Source organism: Agromyces cavernae (assembly GCF_021044935.1).
In the GTDB taxonomy this organism is placed as follows: Bacteria; Actinomycetota; Actinomycetes; order Actinomycetales; family Microbacteriaceae; genus Agromyces; species Agromyces cavernae.
The window spans coordinates 14398-37411 of the sequence record NZ_JAJNMP010000004.1; the positions used below are offsets into that span (position 1 = coordinate 14398).

A 23014-nucleotide genomic window follows, 5' to 3' on the forward strand; every position below is an offset into this window, starting at 1 on the left:
TCAGACCACCATTCCGAACTGCTGTGAGAAGCGAACGTCGCCCTCGACCATCTCGCGCATGTCCTGCACATCGTTGCGAAGCATGAGGCCGCGCTCGACGCCCATGCCGAACGCGAACCCGGTGTACACCTCGGGATCGATGCCCGCGGCCTTCAGCACGTTCGGGTGCATCATTCCGCAGCCGCCCCACTCGATCCAGCGGGCGCCGCCCTTGAAGGTGGGGTGCCAGAAGTCGAGTTCGGCGCTCGGCTCGGTGAACGGGAAGAAGCTCGGGCGCAGACGGATCTTCGCCTCGTCACCGAAGATCGCCTTCACGAAGTGGTCGAGCGTGCCCTTCAGGTGCGCCATCGTGAGTCCCTTGTCGACGGCGACGCCTTCGAACTGCATGAAGACCGGCAGGTGCGTGGCGTCGAACTCGTCGGTGCGGTACACGCGGCCCGGCGCGAGCACGTAGAGCGGCACCTCACGATCGAGCATCGAGCGGATCTGCACCGGGCTCGTGTGGGTGCGCATCACGAGGTGCGCCTCGGGCGGGTCGACGAAGAACGTGTCCTGCATCGCTCGCGCGGGGTGATCGGCATCGAAGTTCAGCGCGTCGAAGTTGAACCACTCGCTCTCGACCTCGGGCCCCTCGGCGATCTCCCAGCCCATTCCGGTGAAGACGTCGCACACGCGGTCCTGCAGGAGGGAGAGCGGATGCCTCGCGCCGGCCGTGTACCGCGACGGAAGCGCCGTGACATCGACGGCCTCGGCCTCGAGTTGCGCGGCGGCCTCGGCCTCGACGATCTCGGCCTCGCGCGCGGCGAACGCCTGGTTGACCCGACCGCGGGCACCACCGACGAGCTTGCCGAGGGCGGCTTTCCGGTCGTTGGGTACGTTGCGCAGCTCGGCGTTCAGGAGCGCCAGCGCCGACTTGTCGCCGGTGTGCTCGGTGCGGACCTGCTTCAGCGCGGCGGAGTCGCCGGCCGAGGCGATCGCCGCGAGGGCTGCGTCGACCGCCGATTGCACGGCGCTCTCGGTGATTTCACGGGGCTCGGACACGAAGAACGAGTCTAGTCGCCTCGTACCCGGCTCACGTTGCCGCGACGTCACCGGATGGGGCGCTCAGCCGCCCTGAGGCGTCTGCCGCGATTCCGCCATCGCGTCTGCCTTGAGCATCGCCTGTGCGGCATCAGCGGGGTCGAGTCGCTTGCCGCTCGACTTCGACGCCGTGCGCTTCGACAGCCAGCGCGCGAACCACGACAGCGAGAGGTTCATGATCAGGTAGAGCACGAACGCCACGCACCAGAGCGTGAACAGGTAGCGGTTGCCGTAGAAACTGCCGAGGTTGTTGAGCGTGACCCGCAGCAACTCCTGATAGCCGACGATGTAGCCGAGCGAGGTGTCCTTCAGCAGCACGACCAGTTGCGCCACGATGATCGGCAGCATCTGACGGAACGCCTGCGGGAACTCGACGAGCATCTTCGACTGCAGCGGACGCATGCCGAGGCTGAGCGCAGCCTCGCGTTGGCCGCGTGGCAGCGAGACGAGGCCCGCCCGCAGCGCCTCGCCGATGAGCGCGCCGTTGTAGACGGCGAGCGCCAAGACCACTGCCCAGTACTGCCCGGTGCCCGCGACGAGAAGGATGAACAGCATCATCAGCAGGACCGGCATGCCGCGGAAGAACTCGATCAGGATCATCGTCGGGATGCGGACCCATCCGATCGGCGAACTCCGCATCAGTGAGAGGACCACACCGAGGGCGACGGCGAGCACCGCCGCGACGATCGCCGCGCGAAGCGTGTTCCAGACGCCCGTGAAGATCACGAAGTTCCAGAGCACGGGGTCGGCGAGGATGTCCCACCGGCTCGGGTCGAACATCCCGGGGAGGGTGATGCCGCCGGACTCGCGCGGCGTGTTGAGGATGACGATCCCCCAGCTGACGAGACCGACGAGAACCACGCCGCTGATCCACGAGAGGATCACCGACAGCCGACGTGCGCGGGGGCCGGGCGCGTCGAAGAGGACGCCTGAGTTGCTCATCGCTGCACCACCCATTTCCGCTCGAGCTGGGTCGCGAGCAGGCCGAGCGGCACCGTCACGATGAGGTAGAAGATCGCGACCCCGATGAGGATCGGGATCACGGCATCGCCGTTCGCGTTCGCGAGTGTGCGGCCCACCCCGAACAACTCGGCCACGAATCCGACACCGCCGACGACGGAGGTGTTCTTCGTCAGGGCGATGAACACGTTGATCAGGGGCGGGATCGTCATGCGGAACGCCTGCGGGAAGACGATCAGCGAGACCGTCTGGCCGAACCCGAGCCCGACGCTCCTCGCGGCCTCGGCCTGGCCGATCGGCACGCCGTTGATGCCCGAGCGCAGCGCCTCCGCCACGAACGGTGAAGTGTAGACCGCAAGCGCGACGAATCCGGAGAGGATGAACGGCACTCGCGGTCCGAGCAGGGGAACGATCACCACCGCGAAGAGCACCACCAGGGTCAGCGGCGTGTTGCGCACGACCTCGGTGTACACGGTCGCGATGACGCGCAGCGTCGCGATCGGCGAGATCCGCATCGCCGCGACGATCGTGCCGAGCACGAGCGCCCCGAGGCCGCCGACGGCGAGCAGCAGCAGCGTCACGCTGAAGCCCTCGAGGTAGAGCGGGAGATTCGCGATGACGACGTCCACGCGGGTCCTCTCAGTGGAACGGGAAGGCCGGCCCGGGCCTCAGGGACGAGGCCCGGGCCGGTTCGGATCAGTAGCGGTCGACAGCCGGCGGCTCGACGAACGGCAGGATCTCTCCGGCCGTCGCGTTCCACGCCTCCTCGTAGCGGCCGTCTGCGTAGGCGGCCTCGAGCGTGTCGTTGATCCACGTGCGGAATTCGGTGTCTTCCAGCGCGAGGCCGATGCCGTAGGGCTCTTCGGTGAAGGGCTCGCCCACGATCTTGAACTCGCCCGGGTTCTGGTCGGCCAGGCCCGCGAGGATCACGTTGTCGGTCGACACCGCAACGACCTGCCCGTTGCGCAGCGGCTCGAGGCAGTTCGAGTACGTGTCGGTCTCGAGCACCTCGGCGCCGAGCTCCTTGAGGTTCGCAGCCGGCGTCGAACCGGTCACTGAGCAGACGGGCTGGCCGACGAGGTCTTCTTCACTGGCGATGTCCTCGTTGTCGGCGAGCACCAGGATCGACTGGCCCGCCAGGTAGTACGGCCCCGCGAACGAGACGACCTCCTTGCGCTTGTCGTTGATCGTGTACGTCGCGACCACGATGTCGACCTGGCCGTTCTCGATGAACGGCTCGCGGTTCGCGGACACCGTCTCGGTCCAGGTGATGTTCTCTTCGGAGATGCCGAGTTCGCTCGCGATGATCTTCGCGATCTCGACGTCGAATCCGACGGGCACGCCGTCGGGACCGACGAGGCCGAAGAGCGGCTGGTCGAACTTGGTGCCGACCGTGATCTCGCCCGCCTCGGCGAGCGCCGCCATGGTCGTCCCCGCCTCGAACGTGGGCGCCGCCTCTTCCGTCGGCTCTTCGCCACCACCGCCGCCGCCGGCGCAGCCGGCGAGCGCGAGTGCCGAAGCCGCCGCTGCTGCGACGAGCGCGATTCTCATGCGTTTCATGTCCCTGCCTCTTCTCCTGTGTGGTGTTCCCCGCCGCTCGTGACGGCGAAGGTCGTGATGGCGAAGGCCTAGTGCTCGAGGATCTTCGAGAGGAAGTCCTTCGCGCGATCGGATTGGGGGTTGTCGAAGAACTCGGCTGGCGTGGCCTCTTCGACGATCTTGCCGTCGGCCATGAACAGCACGCGGTCGGCCGCCTTGCGGGCGAATCCCATCTCGTGGGTGACCACGATCATGGTCATGCCCTCTTGGGCGAGGCCGACCATGACGTCGAGCACTTCGTTGATCATCTCGGGGTCGAGCGCGCTCGTGGGCTCGTCGAGCAGGATGAGCTTCGGATTCATCGCGAGCGAGCGGGCGATCGCGACGCGCTGCTGCTGGCCGCCCGAGAGCTGTGCGGGCATCTTCTTCGCCTGATTGGCGACGCCGACCCGGTCGAGCAGCTCCATCGCCTTGGCTTCGGCCTCTTTGCGGGACTTCTTCTTCACGCGGATCGGTGCGAGGGTCACGTTCTCGAGCACCGTCTTGTGTGCGAACAGGTTGAACGACTGGAACACCATGCCGACGTCGGCACGCAACCGGGCGAGCTCGGCGCCCTCGGCCGGCAGCACCTGGCCGTCGATCGAGATGGTGCCCGAGTCGATCGTCTCGAGTCGGTTGATGGCGCGACAGAGGGTGGACTTTCCGGAGCCCGAGGGCCCGATGACCACGACGACCTCGCCGCGATTGACGACGGTGTTGATGTCGTTGAGCACGTGCAGGTCGCCGAAGTGCTTCTCGACGCGCTCGACGACGACGAGCGGTTCCCCTCGGCGCACGCTGATGTTCGACGTTGCGGGTGCGGGCTGGGCAGGCTCCATATCCCTCAAAATAGGGCCAACCGGAACCATCGGACAACCCGCGGCGCGGTGGTTACCTAACTGTGATGCGCACTTCGATGCGCGAACGCGCTCTCATACAGGCAGACGGACGCGGCGGTGGCGAGGTTCATCGATTCCGCGTGCCCGTAGATGGGCACGGTGACGGCGCGATCGGCGAGCGCGAGCTGCTCGTCGGGCAGCCCACGAGCCTCGTTGCCGAAGAGCCAGGCGGTGGGCGCGGTGAGCACGCCGTCGTCGCGAACGGCGAGCAGGTCATCGCCCTTGACGTCGGCGGCGAGCACCGTGAGGCCGGCGGTGCGGGCTCGATCGAGCACGTCGGCGAGCTCGGCGCCGACCGCCACGGGCAGGTGGAAGATCGACCCGGTCGACGAGCGCACGACCTTCGGGTTGTAGAGGTCGACCGCGCGCCCGGTGAAGATCACCGCGTCGGCGCCGGCGGCATCGGCGGCGCGCACGATCGTGCCCGCGTTGCCGGGATCGCGCACCTCTTCGAGGATCGCGACGAGCTTCGGGGATGCCGCGAAGACGTCTTTCACCGCGGTCGGGAACTGGCGGCACACCGCGACGAACCCCTGCGGGGTGACCGTGTCGGCCATCGCATCGAGCACGGGCTCGGTGACGAACTCGACCTCGAGGCCGGCGTCGGCCGCCGCGGCCGCGATCTCGGCGTGCCGCTCGAGCGCGGTGGGCGTGGCGAACAGATCGACGATCAGCTCGGGTCGGAATCTGAGCGCCTCGGAGACCGCCTGCGGCCCCTCGAGGAGGAAGAGCCCCGTGTCGACCCGCTCGGACTTGTTCGCGAGTCTGGCGACCGCGCGGACACGCGGCGAGCGGGGGTTCTCGAGCATGTCGCCAGTCTATTGCCGGGCGGATTCCGCCTCCGATGCGTCATCCGGCGTTCCGAGAACAGGAAAAAGGCCCTGCTCGGCGACGCGTGGCGCCTGTTCTCATTGCGCGATCGGCGCGTCTTCCTGTTTTCGGTGCATGGGCGGGTGGCGGGTGCCGGGACGACCAACGGCCCGGCACCCTGAGGGTGCCGGGCCGTCGAATGCGAAGTGCTGCCAACGCGGCGGTCTTCGGGGCCGAGGTGTCTGGCCCTGTGGACGCAGCCGCCTGCTTACGCGGCGGTCTTCGGGGCCGAGGTGTCGGCCGGGAGGGCCTGCTTGGCGGTCTCGACGAGCGCCGCGAACGTGGCGGGCTCGTTCACCGCGAGCTCCGCGAGGATGCGGCGGTCGACCTCGACGCCCGCGAGGCCGAGGCCCTGGATGAGGCGGTTGTAGGTGAGGCCGTTCGCGCGCGACGCGGCGTTGATGCGCTGGATCCAGAGACGACGGAAGTCGCCCTTCTTCTTGCGACGGTCGTTGTACGAGTAGACGAGCGAGTGGGTGACCTGCTCCTTCGCCTTGCGGTAGAGGCGCGAACGCTGACCGCGGTATCCCTCGGCGCGCTCGAGGATGACCCGACGCTTCTTGTGCGCATTGACTGCGCGCTTCACTCTTGCCATGACTCTGTTTCTTCCTTAACGGGCCTGATTGCCTATGTACGCTGTCGGCTCAGCGGCCGAGAAGCTTCTTGATGACCTTGGCGTCGGGGGCCGACACGACCTTGTCCTGGTTCAGACGGGCCTTGCGCTTCGAGGCCTTGACCTCGAGGTTGTGGCGCATACCGGCCTGCTGCTTCTTGATCTTGCCGCTGCCGGTGACCTTGAAGCGCTTCTTGGACCCGGAGTGGGTCTTCTGCTTCGGCATCTCGTGTTTCTCCTTGGTTCTGCCGTCACGCGGGTGACGGACGTGGGTGACTGGTCTAGCCCTCGGTGGGCTCGACCGTCTGCGACTCGGGCGCTGCCGGGGCATCCGCCGCCGGTCGTGCCTTCGCCGCAGCACGCTGTGCATTCGCCTCGGCCTTGGCCTCGGACTTGTTCTTGAGGGGCGCGATGACCATGACCATGTTGCGGCCGTCGATGGTGGGGTTGTGCTCGACCGTGCCGAACTCCGCCACGTCTTCGGCGAAACGCTGCAGGAGGCGAACACCCATCTCGGGGCGCGACTGCTCGCGCCCGCGGAAGAGGATCATCGCCTTGACCTTGTCGCCGGACTTCAGGAAGCCGACGGCGCGCTTCATCTTGGTCTCGTAGTCGTGCTTGTCGATCTTGAGGCGGAACCGGACCTCTTTGAGGATCGTGTTCGCCTGGTTGCGCCGGGCCTCTTTCGCCTTCTGCGCAGCCTCGTACTTGTACTTGCCGTAGTCCATGATCTTGGCGACCGGCGGCTTGGAGTTCGGTGCGACCTCGACGAGATCGAGATCGGCCTCCTGCGCGAGCCGCAGGGCCACCTCGATCTTCACGACGCCGACCTGCTCTCCGCCAGGCCCCACGAGGCGGACCTCGGGAACGCGGATACGGTCGTTGGTACGGGGATCGCTGATGCGTGTTCTCCTCTACTCAGCTGTTTCGCTCTGCCGGGAGGCGGTCGCCGCCCGGCGACGAAAGGAGAAATCCACGCACTCGCACACGGAATCCCACCGCGGCTCATACGGCACCCTGTCTACTTCCGCACCGCCTGGTTCTTCGGCCTGGTCACCCAGTCCGGTTGCCCGGTGGCGTGGAAGCGGAGTGCAATCGACCCGGTAACCTTGATGAAGCGGTATGCGCGGGTGGGAGAATCTCCACTTTCGTACCGGGGAGAAGCCCCGGAGCCCGAAGTAGTCTAACAGAGGAAGTCTGTGCGCAATACTCCAGTCGAGTCCCCCGTCGAAGGCACGGTCGAAGACGGCAGGGTCGAACCCGCCGTCGAGGCACCCGAAGGCGTGGTCGAAGGCGCCACTCGCGACATCGCCGAGGTTCCCGCGGTCGAGATCATCACGACCGCGGCCGTACACCTCATGAGCGCCGCCGCCGTCAAGGTCGGCCTCGCCGACGACCCCGACGAGCAGATCGACCTCGACGAGGCGCGCAAGCTCATCAACGCCCTCGCCGGCCTCATCACGGCGGGCGCACCCGAGATCAGCGACATGCATGCGCGATCGTTGCGCGACGGGCTGCGGTCGCTGCAGCTCGCGTTCCGCGAGGCGTCGGTCATTCCCGACGCGATCGGTCAGGGTCCCGGCGAGAAGTGGACCGGACCGGTCAGCTGAGCCCGGTGCCGCCTCACGCCTGGCAGTTCGGGCACCACCAGGTCTCGCGCTGCTCGACGTCGTTGCGGCCCAATCGCGCGTGTTCGATCGACGTGCCGCAACGGCGGCACGGCTCGCCGCCGCGCCGATAGACCCAGAGCTGGCGCCCGCGATGCAGGTCGCCGGTGGTGGTGCGCACGGCTCGATCTCGATTGGCGCGGATGACCCGGGCCGCGAGTCGCACGAGTGGCTCGAGTTCGAGCTCGGCGACCGGCCGTGTCGGCAGGATGCCCCTGAGAAAGCAGAGCTCGTTGACGTAGACGTTCCCGAGCCCGGCGAGGTTGCGCTGATCGCCGAGGGCGACCGCGATCGAGACGTCGGGGGTCGTCGTGATGCGGCGGACCGCCTCGTCGGCGTCCCAATCGGGGCCGAGGAGGTCTGGGCCGAGGTGGTCGAGCCGAGCACGCTCTTCGTCGGCGGGGAACTCGTCGAGCTGGCCGAGGTCGAACCCGACGGCGGTGACGCCCGGCACCTCGATGATCGCGCGCGCCTGCCACTCGGGCCGCCGCCAGCGCTCGCCCGCGGCGAACAGCCGCCACTCCCCCTCCATCTTGAGGTGCGAATGCACCACCCGATCGCCGATACGCATGAGCAGGTGCTTGCCGCGGCTCGCGACGGAATGGAACCGCTCGCCGGCGAGGTCGACGGTCGCGATCGCGGGAACGCGGAAGTCCGTGCGGGTGACGACACGCCCCGCCAGCGCCGCGTCGAGCTCGCGCGCTACGCGAAAGACGGTGTCACCCTCGGGCATCGAAGCGGAGCCCCCTCGGCGTTTCACGGAACCCGGCGTCGCGCAGCGCTCGGTCGAGCACGGAGCCGAAGACCGGTGCGCCGTTGACCGACTCGACGCGCATGCGCTCGGTGCGTCCACGGGTGAGCGTCGCGGCGAGCGCGACAGCCGCGGTCGCGAGCGCTTCGGCGTCGTCGGTGAAGACGAGCGCCGTGCGACCGCCCCGCTCGAGGTAGAGCGCTGCCTCTCCGTCGACGATCGCGACGAACGCCCCCGATTTGCGCGCCGGCCGGTGGCCGACGTCGGAGCTCGGGTCGGGCCACTCGAGCGCGGCGCCGAACGGGTTCGCGGGGTCGGTCGCAGCCAGCGCGATCGCCTGGCCTTTCGGGGCGGCGCGCAGGCGGTCGACGGCCGCAGTCGTCGCGAACTGCGCACCGCCCTGGCCGTCGATGAAGTAGCCGCGTCGCACCCGGCCCGAGTCCTCGAAGCCCGACAGCGTGCGGTAGGCCAGCGCGAACCCGCCGACCACGCCCTCGGCGACGACGGACCCGCGTGTGACGACGCCGTAGCGCTCGAGCAGGGTCTCGCCGAGCGCATGCGCCCGCGGCGTCGGGGAGGTGCTCGCGAGTGGAAGCACCGACCACCTCCCGGCGGCGCGCGGCGGGTTCGCGCGTGCCCGTGCGGTGCGGTCGGCTTGCACGCTCGCGGCGATCGATCGGCGCGTGAGCGACCCCGAGCGCAGCCGTGCCCGAGGGGTCGGCGCGGACGTGCGGTGCGCACCGCCGCCTGTGAGCAGCCCGCGCACCGGGGCGAACGTGTCGTTGGTCACGAGTCCGGCCCAGACCAGACGCCAGAGTGCGTCGGCGAGTGCCCGATCGTCGTCGGCCCCGACCGCGTCGGCCAGTTGCCGGAAGAAGAACCCGCCACCGCTGCCCAGCACCGCGATGAGCTCTGACTCGAGGGCATCGAGCGGCGTCTCGGACGGCGGCGGCAGCGTCAGCTCGGCGCTCTCAGCCAGGTGCAGGCTGATCCAGCCGTCGTCGCCGGCGAGCGAACCGGAGCCGGACCACAGCACCTCGCCCGAGGCGGTGAGCTCGTCGAGCATCGCCGGCCGATAGTCGCCGACGCGCGCCGGCAGCACATAGGCCTCCCACGCGGAGGCGGGGATGCGCGCGCCCTCGAGCTGCTCGATGACCGCCGCGACGCCGTCGACGCCGCTGAGGCGCCCGCCCACCGCCTGCCAGTCGGGCAGGAAGCGGGCGAACTCACGCGGCTCGACCGGCTCGATCTCGTCGCGGAGCGCCGCGAGCGACCGACGTCGGATGCGCCGGAGCACTCCGCTGTCGCACCACTCGAGGCCGGCGCCGTGCGGGAGGAACTCACCCTCGACCACGCGTCGTTCAGCCCCGAGCCGACCGAGCGCGGCGGATGCCACGACTTGGCCGATGCCGAACCGCCGGGCCACGTCGTGCACGGTGAACGGCCCGTGGGTGCGCGCGAAGCGCGCGACGAGATCGCCGAGGGGATCGCGTACGGATTCACCGAACACCTCGGGCAGCCCCGGCGGAATCGGCACGCCGAGCGCGTCCCGCAGGCGGCTGAGGTCTTCGACCGCCGTGAACCACTGCTCTCCCGCGAATCGCACCTCGGCTGCGCGGCGAGCGTGCACGAGTTCGGCGAGCGCACCTTGTGCGTCGGTCTCGGTGTCGACGCGCGCCGCCACCTCGTCGCTCGTGAGCGGGCCGAGGTCGCTGAGCAGGTCGGCGACGCCCTCGACGCCGCGGGCGGCCCGTTCGGGATCGAGGCGCTGGAGCATCCGCTCGATCTCGGTGACCACCTCGGGATCGAGCAGCTCACGCAGCTCGACCGTGCCGAGGAGCTCGGCGAGCAGCGCCGGATCGAGCGACAGGGCGGCGGCTCGGCGCTCGGCGAGCGGCGCGTCTCCTTCGTACATGAAGGCACCGACGTACCCGAAGAGCAGGCTCGACGCGAACGGGCTCGGCGACTCGGTCGTCACCTCGACGAAGCGCAGCTCGCGTCGTTCGATGCGCTCGGCGAGGTGTGTGAGCGCGGGCAGATCATAGACGTCTTGCAGGCACTCGCGCACCGCCTCGAGCACGATCGGGAACTCGGGGAAGTCGCGTGCGACCTCGAGCAGCTGCGAGGCACGCTGGCGCTGCTGCCAGAGCGGCGACCGCTTGCCCGGGTTCGCGCGCGGCAGGATGAGCGCTCGGGCGGCGCACTCACGGAACCGCGCCGCGAAGAGGGCCGAGCCCCCGACGTGCTCGGTGACGAGCTGCGCGAGCTCTGCCGGCTCGAACGCGAAGAGCTCTGCGCCCGGAGGATCGTCGCCGGTGTCGGGCATGCGCAGGACGATGCCGTCGTCGCTCGCGACGGCGTTGGCATCGACGCCCGACTGCTCGCGCACGCGAGCACCCGCGGCGAGCGCCCACGGCGCGTGCACGCGCATGCCGTAGGGCGAGTGCAGCACGATGCGCCAATCGCCGAGCTCGTCGCGGAAGCGCTCGACGACGAGGTTCGTCGCGTCGGGGACGACACGGGTCGCCGTGCGCTGGTCGTCGATGAATGCGACGAGGTTGGCGGCGGCCTTCTCGTCGAGGCCGGACGCGCGGCCTCGCGCGAGGGCGTCGGCCGGGGTCGCGCTCGCGAGCTCGGCGATGAACCCGCCGATCGCGGCGCCCAGCTCGGCCGGGCGGCCGATGCCGTCGCCCTTCCAGAACGGAAGCCGACCCGGCTCGCCGAATGCGGGTGCGACGAGCACCCGGTCGTGCGTGATCTCGTGGATGCGCCAACTCGTCGCCCCGAGGGCGAACACATCGCCGACCCGCGACTCGTAGACCATCTCCTCGTCGAGTTCGCCGACCCGGCGGCCGGGGCCCGCCTCGCCGACCATGAACACGCCGAACAGGCCCCGATCGGGAATCGTTCCGCCGCTCGTCACCGCGAGTCGTTGCGCGCCCCGCCGCCCGACGATCGTGCCCGCGTCGCGGTCCCACACGAGCCGGGCGCGCAGTTCCCCGAACCGGTCGGACGGATAGCGGCCCGCGAGAAGGTCGAGCGTCGCATCGAACGCCGAACGCGGCAGGGTCGCGAACGGCGCCGCGCGGCGCACGAGCTCGAACCACGCTTCGACGTCCCACTCGTCGAGGGCTGCCGCGGCGATGGTCTGCTGCGCGAGCACGTCGAGCGGGTTCTTGGGAATGCGCAGCGCCTCGATCGCGCCGCCGAGCATCCGCTCGGCGACCACGGCCGAGTGCAGCACGTCGGCTCGGTGCTTGGGGAAGATCACGCCCTTCGACACCTCGCCGACCTGGTGCCCGGCACGGCCGATGCGCTGCAGCCCGCTCGCGACCGAAGGCGGCGCCTCGACCTGCATGACGAGGTCGACGGCGCCCATGTCGATGCCGAGTTCGAGACTCGACGTCGCGACCACACAGCGAAGCCGCCCGGATTTCAGGTCGGCCTCGACGAGCGCGCGCTCCTCTTTGCTGACCGATCCGTGGTGCGACCGAGCCAGCACCGGTGGTGCGCCGCCCGTGATGCCCGACGCTCCGGGCAGCTCGGCCGGCGGGCGTCGAGTGGGCAGCAGCCCGCCCATCGCGTCGGTCGGAGGCACGAAGCCGTCACCTGCGGGAACCGCCACGGGCTCGTCGACCGGCTCGGCCTGCCGCTCGGCCCAGAGCTCGTTGAGTCGTGCCGTGAGCCGCTCGGCGAGCCTGCGGGAGTTCGCGAACACGATGGTCGACCGGTGCTCGAGCACCTCGTCGAGGATCGCCTCTTCGACATGCGGCCACACTGATCCGGAACCGGTCTCGCCGGCGAGATCGGACAGGTCGTCGACGGGCACCCTGACCCGGAGGTCGAACTTCTTGCCCGACGGCGGCGCAACGATCGACACCGGGCGCACGCCGCAGAGGAAGCGGGCGACCTCGTCGTGCGGACGCACGGTCGCCGACAGCCCGATGCGCTGCACCGGGCGCACGGTCAGCTCGTCGAGCCGCTCGAGCGACAGCGCGAGGTGCGAGCCCCGCTTGGTGCCCGCCAGGGCGTGGATCTCATCGACGATGACGGTCTCGACGCCGCGCAGGGTCTCGCGCGCCGCCGACGTGAGCATCAGGAAGAAGGACTCGGGCGTCGTGATGAGGATCTCGGGCGGATGCGCGACGAGCGCGCGGCGCTCGGCGGGCGGCGTGTCGCCCGACCGGACCCCGACCGACACGTCGGGCACTTCGAGACCGTGAGCGGCCGCGGTGCGCGCGATGCCCACGAGCGGTGCGCGAAGGTTGCGCTCGACGTCGACCCCGAGCGCCTTGAGTGGCGACAGGTAGACGACCTTCGTTCCGGCGGTCAGCGCATCGGCGCCCGCGTGGTGCAGCCGATCGATCGCCCAGAGGAACGCCGCGAGTGTCTTGCCCGAGCCCGTGGGGGCGACCACGAGGGAGTGATCGCCGCGCGCGATCGCCTGCCACGCGCCCTGCTGCACGACCGTCGGCGCGCTGAAGGACTCGGTGAACCACGCCCGGGTCGCGGGCGAGAACGCTTCGAGCGCCTCAGTCATACTCCCCATTCAAGCGGATGCCACCGACGCCCGGGCCCGGGCCACCGCGTCGATCGTGCGGCGTACCTGCGCGACATCCGTACCCCAGTTGCTGACCGAGAACCGCACCACCGCGCGATCGTGCCAGCGTGACGTCATGGCGAGGACCTCGCCGTCGCTCCAGAGGCGCTCGCTGAGCGCCTCGGTCTGCGCGTCGTCGGCCAGTGCGATGCAGACCTGTGTGAACACGACCTCGTTCAGCACCTCGACCCCCGGCAGCGCGCCGACGCCGTCGGCGATCCCTCGCGCGGCTTCGGCGAGCCCATCGACCAATCGGGCGACCCCGTTGCGCCCGAGTGAGCGCAGCACCGCCCAGGTCGGGATGCCGCGCGCACGCCGCGAGAGCTCGGGAACCCGCTCGTGCGGGTCGGCGCCGACCTCGGTCGCCTGCAGGTAGCTCGCGTGCATGCTGAGCGCGCGGTGCATCGCCTCGCTGTCGCGCACGATCGCGATGCCGCAGTCGTAGGGCACGCTGAGCGTCTTGTGCGCATCGGTCGACCACGAGTCGGCACCGGCCATTCCGGCCGTCAGGTGACGCAGCGCGGGCGACGCCGCTGCCCACAGGCCGAACGCACCGTCGACGTGCACCCACGCCCCCGCCTCGTGGGCGACGGCGATCGCCGCGGTGAAGTCGTCGAAGGCGCCGGAATGGATGTTGCCGGCCTGCAGCAGCACGATCGCGGGTCCGTCGCCGGCCGCGAGGGTCGCGCGCAGCGCGTCGACGCGGATGCGTCCCTGCTCGTCTGCCGCGACGATCGTCGGCGATCCGAGTCCGAGGTAGCGCCCGGCGAGGTCGACCGTGCCGTGCCGCTCCTCACCGACGATGAACCGGATGCGCGGAGCTTCCGACATCCCGCCCGTCTCGACATCCCAGCCGACGCGGCGCAGCACTTCGTCGCGTGCCGCGGCCATGCTCGTGAACTGCGCCATCGTCGCGCCGGTCGTGAACCCGACCTCGCTGCCGGCGGGCAGGCCGAGCAGGTCGACGAGCCACTCCCCCGCGAGATCCTCGACGGCGGCAGCGGCGGGCGAGATCACGCTCAGGCCGGAATTCTGGTCCCACGCGGAGACGAGCCAGTCGGCGGCGAGCGCGACCGGCTGCGTGCCGCCGATCACCCAGCCGAAGAACCGTGGGGAGCCGGTGGCGATGAGTCCCGGTTCGGCCGCCATCACGAGGTGATCGATGACCTCGACGGGCGGCTCGCCGTCGTCGGAGAGGGCGCGGCCGAGTCGATCGGCCACCTCGTCGGGTCGGATGCCCGGCGGGATCGCGCGCTCGCCCACCCCCGACAACCACGCCCTGGCGTGCGCGTCCGCGGCGTCGAGCACCGCTTCGTAGCGGGCTCCCCAGCCCTCCCGGTCACCGGATCGGTCGGCCATGACGTACCTGGATTCCGCGCATCTGGAGCGCACTGACGATTCTGCGACAGCCGATCGCCGGCGGTCAACGTCTCGGCACGGTGGTGGATGCCGCGTCCGCGCGCCGCGCCCGCGTGCCGCCCGCCGCAGCGGCGCGCATCCCGCGTCAGGACACCTCGAGAACTCCCTCGAGCCCGAGCACGTCGCCGTACCGAGCCGCCGCGCGCCGAAGCTCGTCGAGCTCTCGACGGCGAAGGTCGCGGTACGGTCCGAGCGAGAAGATCACCCGATCGGACGTGAGCCGCCGGCGCATCGTCGCGACGATCTGGGCGTCGACGAGCGCCATTCCCGCCGTGGGCTCGCGGCCGCGTTGCAGCAGCCCCGCGACGTCGAGCACCATCCGGCTGTCCTGGTACCCGCGGTAGAGCTCGTCGAGGATCTGCAGCAGGTGCGCCCCGGGTTGGCCAGGGCCGTCGGGCGGATCGCCCGGCGCGTGCCAGAACGTGCGCCCGTCGTGCTGGAACGAGTCGAGGTGATCACGAGCCGACTCGAGCCCGCGCCGCACGTCGCCGAGCGTGAGGGTCGCCCAGTACGCGAGGTCGCGCTCGGTCGCAGGGCCGTGCCCGCTGAAGTACCGCCGCGCGATCTCGCCGAGCGCGTCGTCGCGGTCGGGCCTGCGGGGGCTCGGAACCCGCTCGTCGAACCGAGCGTAGGTGTGCTCGCCGTCGCGCGGGATGCCGCTGCAGACGAGCAGGTCGAGCTCGAGGTGCGCGAGCAGGATCATCAGCTGCTGACCGCTCAGTTCGAACCCGTGCTGCGACAGCTCGTCGGCGAGCTCGGGCCTGGTGCGATGCCGCCCATCGGCGACCGCGGCGAGCACGAGTTCGGAGGCCGTGTCGACCGAGGGCGCCCCCATGCCGAAGACCTCGCGCAGCCCTTGCGCCGTCACCCGACGCACGCGGGGAGCGGTCAGCTCGAGCAGCCACGCGGCATCGTCGGCGCGCACGTAGTGCCACGTCGGTCGAAGCACATGGGTCCGCAGCACCTGCCCCGAGCCGAGCAGCTCGGCCAGCTCGCCCAAGTCGGGTGCGCTCGTGCGCGACACCACCGCCCACGCCGACTGCGCCGGGTTCTCGGCCTGCACGGCCAGCAGGGAATCGACGACTGTTTCGGCGCCGTCGATGAACGGCCCGATGGCATGCTGGCTCCTCAGGCGCCAGCGCGCGATGTCGTGGTCGGTGATCGTCATGCGACGGATGTCCCGCCGACGAGCTTCACCGCGAGCGAGTCGACCGTCGTGGCGATGACCTCGTCGGCCGCCCACCGTCGCGCGAGGCGCGCGGTCGTCGCGTCGAGCTCGTCACGGGTGAGGCCCTGCACGAGCTCGAGCCGCACGACGAGCTCGGGACCCGCAAGGCGAGCTCCCGGGTCTCCGGGCAGCAAGGTGACGGCGAGCACGGCGAGCTCCGAGCGGATCGAGCGCTCGAAGGCGTCGCGCACGGCTTCGGACTCGAACGGCGGAGCCCACTCGTGCGACTGCGCGACCGCCCACACCGCAGGTCGACGCAGCACGAACTCGGTGGGCGAGCCCGGGTCGAGCACCACGAGCTCGGTGTCATCGTCGGCCGCGGCCAAGGCGACGCGCACTCCGTCGGCGGGAACCGGCCTCGCGACCGGGTTCCACGTCGACATCGCCTCGACCGACGCGAAGACGGGCAGCACTCGGCGACCGTCGGGGCCCGCGACCGTCACGATCGAGAGTTCCTGGCTCTTGTCGACGGCGAGTCCGTGCGCGCCGACCTCTGCGCCGCCGTCGCCGAGTTGCGCAAGCAGGGGGATCAGCAGTCGCGACTCGGCGAATGCGGCGACCACCTCGGCCTGTCCGGCCGTGCCGTCGCGGAACCGGGCGATCGCAGCGGCAAGCCTCGGCGGCGCGAGCCCGTCGTCGGCGGCGTGCGGGTTGGGTTCGAACGAGCGACCCGCCCATGGCACGCCTGCGGAGTCGGTGTGCTTCGGGTCGACCGCGGTCGCGTCATCCGTCGGCGGCACGTCCGGGTCGTCAGCGCGACGCGACATCCAGTGCCTCGGCGAGCGTGAACGCGCCCGCATAGAGTGCCTTGCCCACGATCGCGCCCTCGAGGCCGAGCGGCACGAGCTCGCGAAGGGCCACGAGGTCGTCGAGGCTCGAGACGCCGCCCGACGCGACGATGGGCCGTTCGGTGCGGTCCATGATCTGGCGCAGCAGGTCGAGGTTCGGGCCCTGCAGCGTGCCGTCTTTCGTGACGTCGGTCACGACGTAGCGTGCGGTGCCCGCTTCTTCGAGACGTTCGAGGACCTGCCACAGGTCGCCGCCGTCCTTCGTCCACCCGCGCGCCGCGAGCGTGGTGCCGCGCACGTCGAGTCCGACGGCGATCGCCTCGCCGTACTGGGCGATGACCGAAGCAGCCCACTCGGGGTTCTCGAGCGCGGCGGTGCCGAGGTTGATGCGCTTCGCGCCGATCTCGAGCGCGTGCTCGAGGGACTCGTCGTCGCGGATGCCGCCCGAGAGTTCGACGTTGACGCCGCGCACCTGGCGGATCGTCTTCTTCAGGATCGCAGCGTTCGAGCCGCGGCCGAACGCCGCGTCGAGGTCGACCAGGTGGATCCACTCGGCGCCCTGGTCGGCCCAGTCCATCGCCGCGTCGACGGGGTCGCCGTAGTTCGTCTCGGTGCCGGCCTCGCCCTGCGTCAGACGCACGGCCTTGCCGCCGGCGACATCGACGGCCGGGAGGAGCACCAGGCCGGGGGTCTTGTTGAACTCACTCATCACTGTCCTCAGGAATCTTCGTCGGAATCGACGTGGGCACAGTCACAGGATCTTACGCCTTCACCGACGGTGGCGCGTGAGCGTGACCTGCCCGGACATCAGCGCACTCAGTGGAGCGTGCCGATCCAGTTCGCGAGCAGGCGGATGCCTGCCGCCGCGGACTTCTCGGGATGGAACTGCGTGGCCGACAGCGGCCCGTTCTCGACGGCGGCGAGGAAGCGTCCGCCGTGCTCGGCCCACGTGAGCTTCGGGGCGGGGAACGGCGGCATCACCTCGAGCTTCCACTGCTGGGCGGCGAAGCTGTGCACGAAGTAGAAACGCTCGTCTTCGATGCCGTCGAACAGCACCGAGCCCTCGTCGGGCGTGACGGTGTTCCAACCCATGTGGGGCAGTACGGCGGCCGGAAGCTCGGTGACGACGCCCGGCCACTCGCCGAGCCCCTCGGTGTCGACCCCGCGCTCGACGCCGTGCTCGAACATGATCTGCATGCCGACGCAGATGCCGAGCACCGGGCGACCGCCAGCGAGGCGCCGGTCGATGACCTCGTCGCCCCGCACCGCATGCAACTGGTCGACGACGGCCTTGAACGCGCCGACGCCCGGCACCACGAGCCCGTCGGCCTCGAGTGCCGCGGTGCGGTCGGCCGTGATCTCGACGTCAGCCCCGGCCGCCTCGAGCGCCTTCGCGGCGGAGTGCACGTTGCCCGAACCGTAGTCGAGCAGCGCGACGCGCGGGGTGCGGCTCACAGGGCGCCCTTCGTGGACGGGATGCCCGAGACGAGGGGGTCGAGCGCCTTCGCCTGGCGGAACGCGCGCGCGAACGCCTTGAACTCGGCCTCGGCGATGTGGTGCGGGTCGCGCCCGCCCAGCACGGTGACATGCACGGTGAGCCCCGCGTTGAACGTGATGGCCTCGAAGACGTGGCGCACCATCGACCCGGTGAAGTGACCGCCGATGAGGTGGAACTCGAACCCGGCGGGCTCGCCCGAGTGCACGAGGAAGGGCCGGCCCGAGATGTCGACGACCGCCTGGGCGAGCGCCTCGTCGAGCGGCACGAGCGCGTCGCCGTACCGAGAGATGCCCCGCTTGTCGCCGAGCGCCTGCCGGATCGCCTGGCCGAGCACGATGCCGGTGTCCTCGACGGTGTGGTGCACGTCGATGTCGACGTCGCCGCTCGCACGCACCGTGAGATCGGTGAGCGAGTGCTTCGCGAAGGCCGTGAGCATGTGGTCGTAGAACGGAACACCCGTCTCGATGTCGCTCGTGCCGGTGCCGTCGAGGTCGATCGAGAGGTCGATGCTCGACTCGCTCGTCTCGCGCTGCACGCGAGCCGTGCGCGGGGACGTCACTGCGCTCATGCGTCAATCCTATTGCGGCCCGCCGGCGCGAAGACGGCGACCGCCTCGAGGAACGCGGTCGTCTCGGCCTCGGTTCCGGCGGTCACGCGGAGGTGGCCGGGGATGCCGATGTCGCGAATCAGGATGCCTCGTGCGAGCAGTGCCTCGAAGACCGCGTGCGGGTCGTCGACGCCGCCGAAGAGCACGAAGTTCGAGCCGCTGCGTGCCGGCGCGAACCCGAGTTCGGCGAGCGTGCGCGAGATGCGCTCGCGTTGCCCGCGGATCTCGTCGACCATGGCGAGCATCTCGTCGGCGTGCGCGAGCGCGCCGAGCGCCGCAGCCTGCGTGAGCGCGGAGAGGTGGTACGGCAGGCGCACGAGTCGCAGTGCGTCGATCGCCGCGGGATCGCCCGCCAGGTAGCCGACCCGGGCACCCGCGAATGCGAATGCCTTGCTCATGGTGCGAGAGATCAGCAGGCGCGGTCGCCCGTCGAGCAGGGTCAATGCACTCGGCGTGCCCGGATCGGCGAACTCGAAGTACGCCTCATCGACCACGACGACACCGCGTGCGGCGTCGGCGACGGCCCGGATCGTCTCGAGTGAGAGCGGCGTGCCCGTGGGGTTGTTCGGGGCGCAGAGCAGCACGATGTCGGGATCGTGCTCGCGCACCGCCGCGACGGCGGCTTCGGGGCTCAGTTCGAAGTCGGCGTCGCGGGATGCCGCGATCCACCGGGTGCCCGTGCCAGCCGCGAGGAGGCTGTACATCGAATAGGTCGGTGCGAAGCCGAGCGCCGAGCGGCCGGGTCCGCCGTAGGCCTGCATGATGTGTTGCAGCACCTCGTTGGAGCCGTTGGCCGCCCAGATCTGCTCGGTGGTGAGCCCGTGGCCGAGGTACGCCGCCAAGGCCGTGCGAAGCTCGCTGAACTCGCGGTCAGGGTACCGGTTGAGTCGCAGGATGGCCGCCGCGATGCGGGCCACGATGTCGTGCGCCACGTCTTCGGGGATCGGATGCGTGTTCTCGTTGACGTTGAGTGCGACCGGAACATGCTCTTGCGGAGCACCGTAGGGCGTGCGCCCCCGCAGGTCGTCGCGGATGGGGAGGTCGTCGAGACTCGTCACCGATCCATGCTACCGACGCCGACTCGGGCCGCCGTTCGGCGGTGCCGTTCGACAGTGCCGTTCGACAGGGCCTCACCCGGCGTTCGGGACCGCGAGCCGCTGCCCGGGCTCGATCACCGCGTCGTCGAGGCCGTTGAGACGCACGATCTCGTCGATGACGACCCGCGGGTCGGCCGACGGGTCGACCGCCATGGCGATCTCCCAGAGTGAGGCGCCCGCGTCGACGGTGACGTACGCGAGCCCCGCGCCGACTCCGGCGCCTTCGGCGTCGGCGGCAGCACCACCTGCGGAGAGCACGGCCACGAGCGCCCACACCACGAGCGGGATCGCGGCGAGCGAGGTGAACACGACCCTGCCACGGCGAGTGAGACGGAGTCGGCCTGGCCGAGCGTCCCGGTCGCCGGTGGAATCGGGCGCTCGTAGGCTCGCCTGAGAGCGGTAGCCGGGAATCACGATCACTGCGCTCATGTCACACCTCCTGACGGAAGTCGCATCCGGCCCTCGGCCGGGAGGGCCGGATGCGAATCTCTGTTCCGAATATATCTTCGAATATTCGAACCCGCAAGCACCCCGCCGTGATGAATTTGCGGTTGGATTCGGCGACACACTCGAACGGATGTTTGCCGAAGCCACCCCGGGCGGATACAGTTTCGAATGTCCGGAAGACAGTCGACCAGACACCACTGACATTGGGTCGCGAGGCGACCTCGACGAAGGGGCGAGACCGTGAGCACCGACAACGACGTGCGTGGGACGAGCCGGGCACGACGCCGTAAGAGCCTGAGTGCGAAGCAGATCGCCATCCTCGAGGTCGTGCAGCGATCGGTCGCGAGCCGCGGCTATCCGCCGAGCATGCGCGAGATCGGCGACGCCGTGGGGCTCGCCTCACTGTCGAGTGTCACGCACCAGCTCAATCAACTCGAGCTCGCGGGCTACCTGCGGCGCGACCCCAACCGGCCGCGTGCGCTCGAGGTGCTGATCGAGCTGCCGGGCCTCGAGGAGCGCAGCCCGGCCGCGGGCGACCCCGCGCCGGTCGGCGACGCAGCCATGGTCCCGCTCGTCGGCCGCATCGCGGCGGGCGTTCCGATCACCGCCGAGCAGCAGATCGATGAGGTCTTCCCGCTCCCCCGCCAGCTCGTCGGAAAGGGAGAGCTGTTCATCCTCAAGGTCGTCGGCGACTCGATGATCGATGCCGCGATCTGCGACGGCGACTGGGTCGTGGTGCGCTCACAGCGCACGGCAGAGAACGGCGAGATCGTCGCCGCGATGCTCGACGGGGAAGCCACGGTCAAGGTGTTCCGACAGCGCGACGGCCACACATGGCTGCTCCCCCGCAACACCGCGTTCGAGCCGATCGTCGGCGATCACGCCGAGGTGCTCGGCAAAGTCGTGGCGGTGCTGCGAACCGTCTGACGCGACCCGCCTCACGCCTCCGCGCGAACGGCAGCGGGAGCCACGCCACGCAGCCACTCGAGCACCGCGTTCATGAATCCGGCGTGGTCGTCACGGAAGATCGTGTGACCGGTGCCGGGCACGGTCGCCACCGTCATGCCCTGGCGGCGCATCTGGGCGGCGACCCGATCGGTGATGAGCAGGCTCTTCTCGGCGAGCAGCACGAGGCTCGGCGCGACGAGCCGCGCCGGCGGTACGAGCGGCCGCGTGTCGCTGAACCCGAGGATCGTGCGCTTGTCCCAATCGCGGAGCGTCGCGAGCTCGATGTCGACGTCGACCGCACTCCACTTGGGGTTCATGCGCACGAGCGCCGACCGCCTCGGCCGCGGTGCGATCGCGAAGAACAGCTTGAAGGCCCAGCCCTTGAGCCCCTCCGGGAAGGCGAACGCCGGGTCGATGTAGATCGCCGCGCCCGGCGCGAGCCGATCGGCCACGAGGCTTGCGACGAGCCCGCCGAGCGAATGCCCCATGACCACGTCGGGTGCGACGTCGAGCATCGGCGAGACCGTCTCGACGACGTCGTCGGCCCACGCGGCGGGCGAGTATCGCCGCGCTCGAGGGCTCCGGCCGTGACCGCTGAGGTCGACCGCGAGCACCCGGAATCCCGTGGCCTCGAGCTCGGCGCTAACCCGGTGCCACGCCCGCGAATCGGACATGATGCCGTGGATGAGGATGGCGGTCTTGGAGCCGCTGCCGGATTCGTGAACTGCGAGGCGCATGTGACGTGAACCTAGCCGCCCCCGCTGGGCATCGCCCCCGACAGAACTGGGTGGACGCTGCGAGCCGCCGACTCAGCGGCGATCCGGGATCGGCACCACTCGCATGAGACCCGTCAACGAGATCCGGCCGTCGTAGCCCCCGAGCAGGAGCGCCGACTCGTCCTCGAGTCGGCTCACGGTCGCGAAGGAGGCCGTCGTGCCGAGTTCCTCGACCACCGTCGACGTGCCCGCCGCGACGTCGATGAGCTCCACCGTGTCGGCGCCCGCGCCGATGAGCACCCGACCGTCGGCGAGGGCGAGCGCACCGCCCGAGAGCTTGTACCGCGGTTGCGTGAGGTCGGGCCCGGGCGAGAAGCCGCCGTCGTCGGGGTCGAAGACCTCGGTCGAGGCATGGAGCACGCGGTCGTCTGCCGTGCCTCCGCCCACGAGCACCCTCCCGTCGGCGAGCGTCACTTGGAAGTGCTTGAACCGGGGAACCGCGAGCGGTCCCACTGCGACCCATTCGTCGAGATCAGGGTCGAAGAGAGCGGCCGCGGTGGTGCCTGCGCCTCCGTCGACCCGTCCACCCGTGACGAGCACGCGACCGTCGTCGAGCGGGGTCGCCTCGAGGGCGTCCGCCGCCCACGGCAAGGGGCTCGCCGTCGCTACCGCACCGGTGCCGGGATCGAAGATCTCCGCATCCGCGGTGAATCCGCCTGTACCCGTGTCGCCCCCGACGACGAGCACGCGACCGTCGGGTAGGAGGCTTGCCGCGTGGCCGCCGCGCGGCGTTCCCGGCGGTGCGGGAACCGTGGTCGCCCCGACCGGGTCGAGGACATCGATCGATCCGGTGACGCCCTCGCCCTCGCCGAGGAATCCGCCCGCGACGACCACGCGCCCGTCGGGCAGCAGGTTGGCCGTGTGGTTGGTGCGCGGCACGCTCATGGGTGCAACGGACGTCACGGTCACCCCGTCGGCGCCGATGACCATCGCATCGGCGCTCGCCGTACCGCAACCGTCGACGACGCATCCGCCTGCCACCAGGATCCGGCCGTCGGCGAGCGAGGTCGCCGTGTGGGCGGCGCGCTCCGCGGCCTGCACCGCGTCGACCCCGTCCCCGGTCGCACCCGGGACCGGTGCCGGCGGCTCCCCCGCCGTGCACCCGGACAGGAGGACCGCGACGATCGCCAACGACGCGACCACGGACGTGCGCATGCCGCATGGTACGTCCGCGCGCACCGCGCGACA

23 protein-coding genes are annotated in these 23014 nt (G+C 70.2%); 2 read left to right on the forward strand and 21 right to left on the reverse strand.

What is annotated here, in order from left to right; all coding sequences use genetic code 11:
- The 9 genes from pheS to infC form a co-directional block, all read right to left on the reverse strand.
- Positions 1-1041 (reverse strand): phenylalanine--tRNA ligase subunit alpha, encoded by a 1041-nt coding sequence (pheS, locus tag LQ757_RS15690; protein WP_231048213.1) that lies wholly within the window; start codon positions 1039-1041, stop codon positions 1-3.
- Positions 1042-1104: 63 nt separating this feature from the next.
- Positions 1105-2022, reverse strand: coding sequence for an amino acid ABC transporter permease (locus LQ757_RS15695; RefSeq protein ID WP_231048214.1), 918 nt, complete (start codon positions 2020-2022; stop codon positions 1105-1107).
- Entirely contained in the window at positions 2019-2669 is a 651-nt protein-coding gene (locus LQ757_RS15700) for an amino acid ABC transporter permease (RefSeq protein ID WP_231048215.1), read from the reverse strand. Before LQ757_RS15700 ends, LQ757_RS15695 begins: the two co-directional genes overlap by 4 nt.
- Before the next feature lie 67 nt (positions 2670-2736).
- Positions 2737-3600, reverse strand: coding sequence for a glutamate ABC transporter substrate-binding protein (locus tag LQ757_RS15705; protein ID WP_231048216.1), 864 nt, complete (start codon positions 3598-3600; stop codon positions 2737-2739).
- A 68-nt stretch (positions 3601-3668) separates the two neighbouring features.
- Positions 3669-4457 carry an amino acid ABC transporter ATP-binding protein gene (locus LQ757_RS15710; RefSeq protein WP_231048217.1) on the reverse strand — a complete coding sequence of 263 codons (789 nt, stop codon included), beginning with the start codon at positions 4455-4457 and terminating at the stop codon, positions 3669-3671.
- Between the two features lie 56 nt (positions 4458-4513).
- Positions 4514-5326: a TrmH family RNA methyltransferase gene (locus LQ757_RS15715; protein WP_231048218.1), complete on the reverse strand. Its 813-nt coding sequence runs from the start codon at positions 5324-5326 to the stop codon at positions 4514-4516.
- Positions 5327-5595: 269 nt separating this feature from the next.
- Positions 5596-5982 (reverse strand): 50S ribosomal protein L20, encoded by a 387-nt coding sequence (rplT, locus tag LQ757_RS15720; RefSeq protein ID WP_231048219.1) that lies wholly within the window; start codon positions 5980-5982, stop codon positions 5596-5598.
- Positions 5983-6031: 49 nt separating this feature from the next.
- Entirely contained in the window at positions 6032-6226 is a 195-nt protein-coding gene (rpmI, locus tag LQ757_RS15725; RefSeq protein ID WP_231048220.1) for a 50S ribosomal protein L35, read from the reverse strand.
- A gap of 55 nt (positions 6227-6281) precedes the next feature.
- On the reverse strand, positions 6282-6902 hold the full coding sequence (infC, locus tag LQ757_RS15730; RefSeq protein WP_308195661.1) for a translation initiation factor IF-3: 621 nt from the start codon (positions 6900-6902) through the stop codon (positions 6282-6284).
- Between the two features lie 381 nt (positions 6903-7283).
- On the opposite strand from infC, the gene LQ757_RS15735 reads away from it, so the two are divergent.
- Complete coding sequence (locus LQ757_RS15735) at positions 7284-7610, forward strand: DUF1844 domain-containing protein (protein WP_231048695.1); 327 nt, start codon at positions 7284-7286, stop codon at positions 7608-7610.
- A gap of 13 nt (positions 7611-7623) precedes the next feature.
- Here LQ757_RS15735 and LQ757_RS15740 read toward each other — a convergent pair whose 3' ends face one another.
- The 10 genes from LQ757_RS15740 to LQ757_RS15785 all read right to left on the reverse strand — a co-directional run bounded on the left by LQ757_RS15740 (position 7624) and on the right by LQ757_RS15785 (position 20084).
- Positions 7624-8400, reverse strand: coding sequence for a DNA-formamidopyrimidine glycosylase family protein (locus LQ757_RS15740; RefSeq protein WP_231048222.1), 777 nt, complete (start codon positions 8398-8400; stop codon positions 7624-7626).
- On the reverse strand, positions 8387-12958 hold the full coding sequence (locus tag LQ757_RS15745; RefSeq protein ID WP_231048223.1) for an ATP-dependent helicase: 4572 nt from the start codon (positions 12956-12958) through the stop codon (positions 8387-8389). The genes LQ757_RS15740 and LQ757_RS15745 overlap by 14 nt, the downstream gene beginning before the upstream one ends.
- Before the next feature lie 9 nt (positions 12959-12967).
- Complete coding sequence (locus tag LQ757_RS15750; RefSeq protein ID WP_231048224.1) at positions 12968-14377, reverse strand: pyridoxal phosphate-dependent decarboxylase family protein; 1410 nt, start codon at positions 14375-14377, stop codon at positions 12968-12970.
- Between the two features lie 145 nt (positions 14378-14522).
- Positions 14523-15605, reverse strand: a complete 1083-nt coding sequence (locus tag LQ757_RS15755; protein WP_231048225.1) for a winged helix DNA-binding domain-containing protein — start codon at positions 15603-15605, stop codon at positions 14523-14525.
- The gene (locus LQ757_RS15760) at positions 15602-16432 is read right to left on the reverse strand and encodes an SseB family protein (protein ID WP_231048226.1); all 831 of its coding nucleotides are present in this window, start codon (positions 16430-16432) and stop codon (positions 15602-15604) included. Before LQ757_RS15760 ends, LQ757_RS15755 begins: the two co-directional genes overlap by 4 nt.
- A complete protein-coding gene (gene priA, locus LQ757_RS15765) occupies positions 16416-17162 on the reverse strand; it encodes a bifunctional 1-(5-phosphoribosyl)-5-((5-phosphoribosylamino)methylideneamino)imidazole-4-carboxamide isomerase/phosphoribosylanthranilate isomerase PriA (protein WP_231048227.1) in 747 nt (248 codons plus the stop codon). Before priA ends, LQ757_RS15760 begins: the two co-directional genes overlap by 17 nt.
- 107 nt (positions 17163-17269) lie before the next feature.
- The gene (gene hisH, locus LQ757_RS15770; RefSeq protein WP_231048228.1) at positions 17270-17908 is read right to left on the reverse strand and encodes an imidazole glycerol phosphate synthase subunit HisH; all 639 of its coding nucleotides are present in this window, start codon (positions 17906-17908) and stop codon (positions 17270-17272) included.
- Complete coding sequence (gene hisB, locus LQ757_RS15775; RefSeq protein WP_231048229.1) at positions 17905-18519, reverse strand: imidazoleglycerol-phosphate dehydratase HisB; 615 nt, start codon at positions 18517-18519, stop codon at positions 17905-17907. The genes hisH and hisB overlap by 4 nt, the downstream gene beginning before the upstream one ends.
- A complete protein-coding gene (locus tag LQ757_RS15780; RefSeq protein ID WP_231048230.1) occupies positions 18516-19616 on the reverse strand; it encodes a histidinol-phosphate transaminase in 1101 nt (366 codons plus the stop codon). Before LQ757_RS15780 ends, hisB begins: the two co-directional genes overlap by 4 nt.
- A gap of 72 nt (positions 19617-19688) precedes the next feature.
- A complete protein-coding gene (locus LQ757_RS15785) occupies positions 19689-20084 on the reverse strand; it encodes a LysM peptidoglycan-binding domain-containing protein (protein WP_231048231.1) in 396 nt (131 codons plus the stop codon).
- Positions 20085-20360: 276 nt separating this feature from the next.
- Between LQ757_RS15785 and lexA the strand changes: the two genes are divergently transcribed.
- Positions 20361-21029, forward strand: a complete 669-nt coding sequence (gene lexA / locus LQ757_RS15790) for a transcriptional repressor LexA (RefSeq protein WP_372459676.1) — start codon at positions 20361-20363, stop codon at positions 21027-21029.
- A gap of 11 nt (positions 21030-21040) precedes the next feature.
- Here the strand turns inward: lexA and LQ757_RS15795 are convergent, their stop codons facing one another.
- Together LQ757_RS15795 and LQ757_RS15800 are read right to left on the reverse strand one after the other, a co-directional pair.
- A complete protein-coding gene (locus tag LQ757_RS15795; RefSeq protein WP_231048233.1) occupies positions 21041-21787 on the reverse strand; it encodes an alpha/beta fold hydrolase in 747 nt (248 codons plus the stop codon).
- Between the two features lie 72 nt (positions 21788-21859).
- Positions 21860-22981 carry a Kelch repeat-containing protein gene (locus tag LQ757_RS15800; protein ID WP_231048234.1) on the reverse strand — a complete coding sequence of 374 codons (1122 nt, stop codon included), beginning with the start codon at positions 22979-22981 and terminating at the stop codon, positions 21860-21862.
- Positions 22982-23014: the final 33 nt, after the last annotated feature.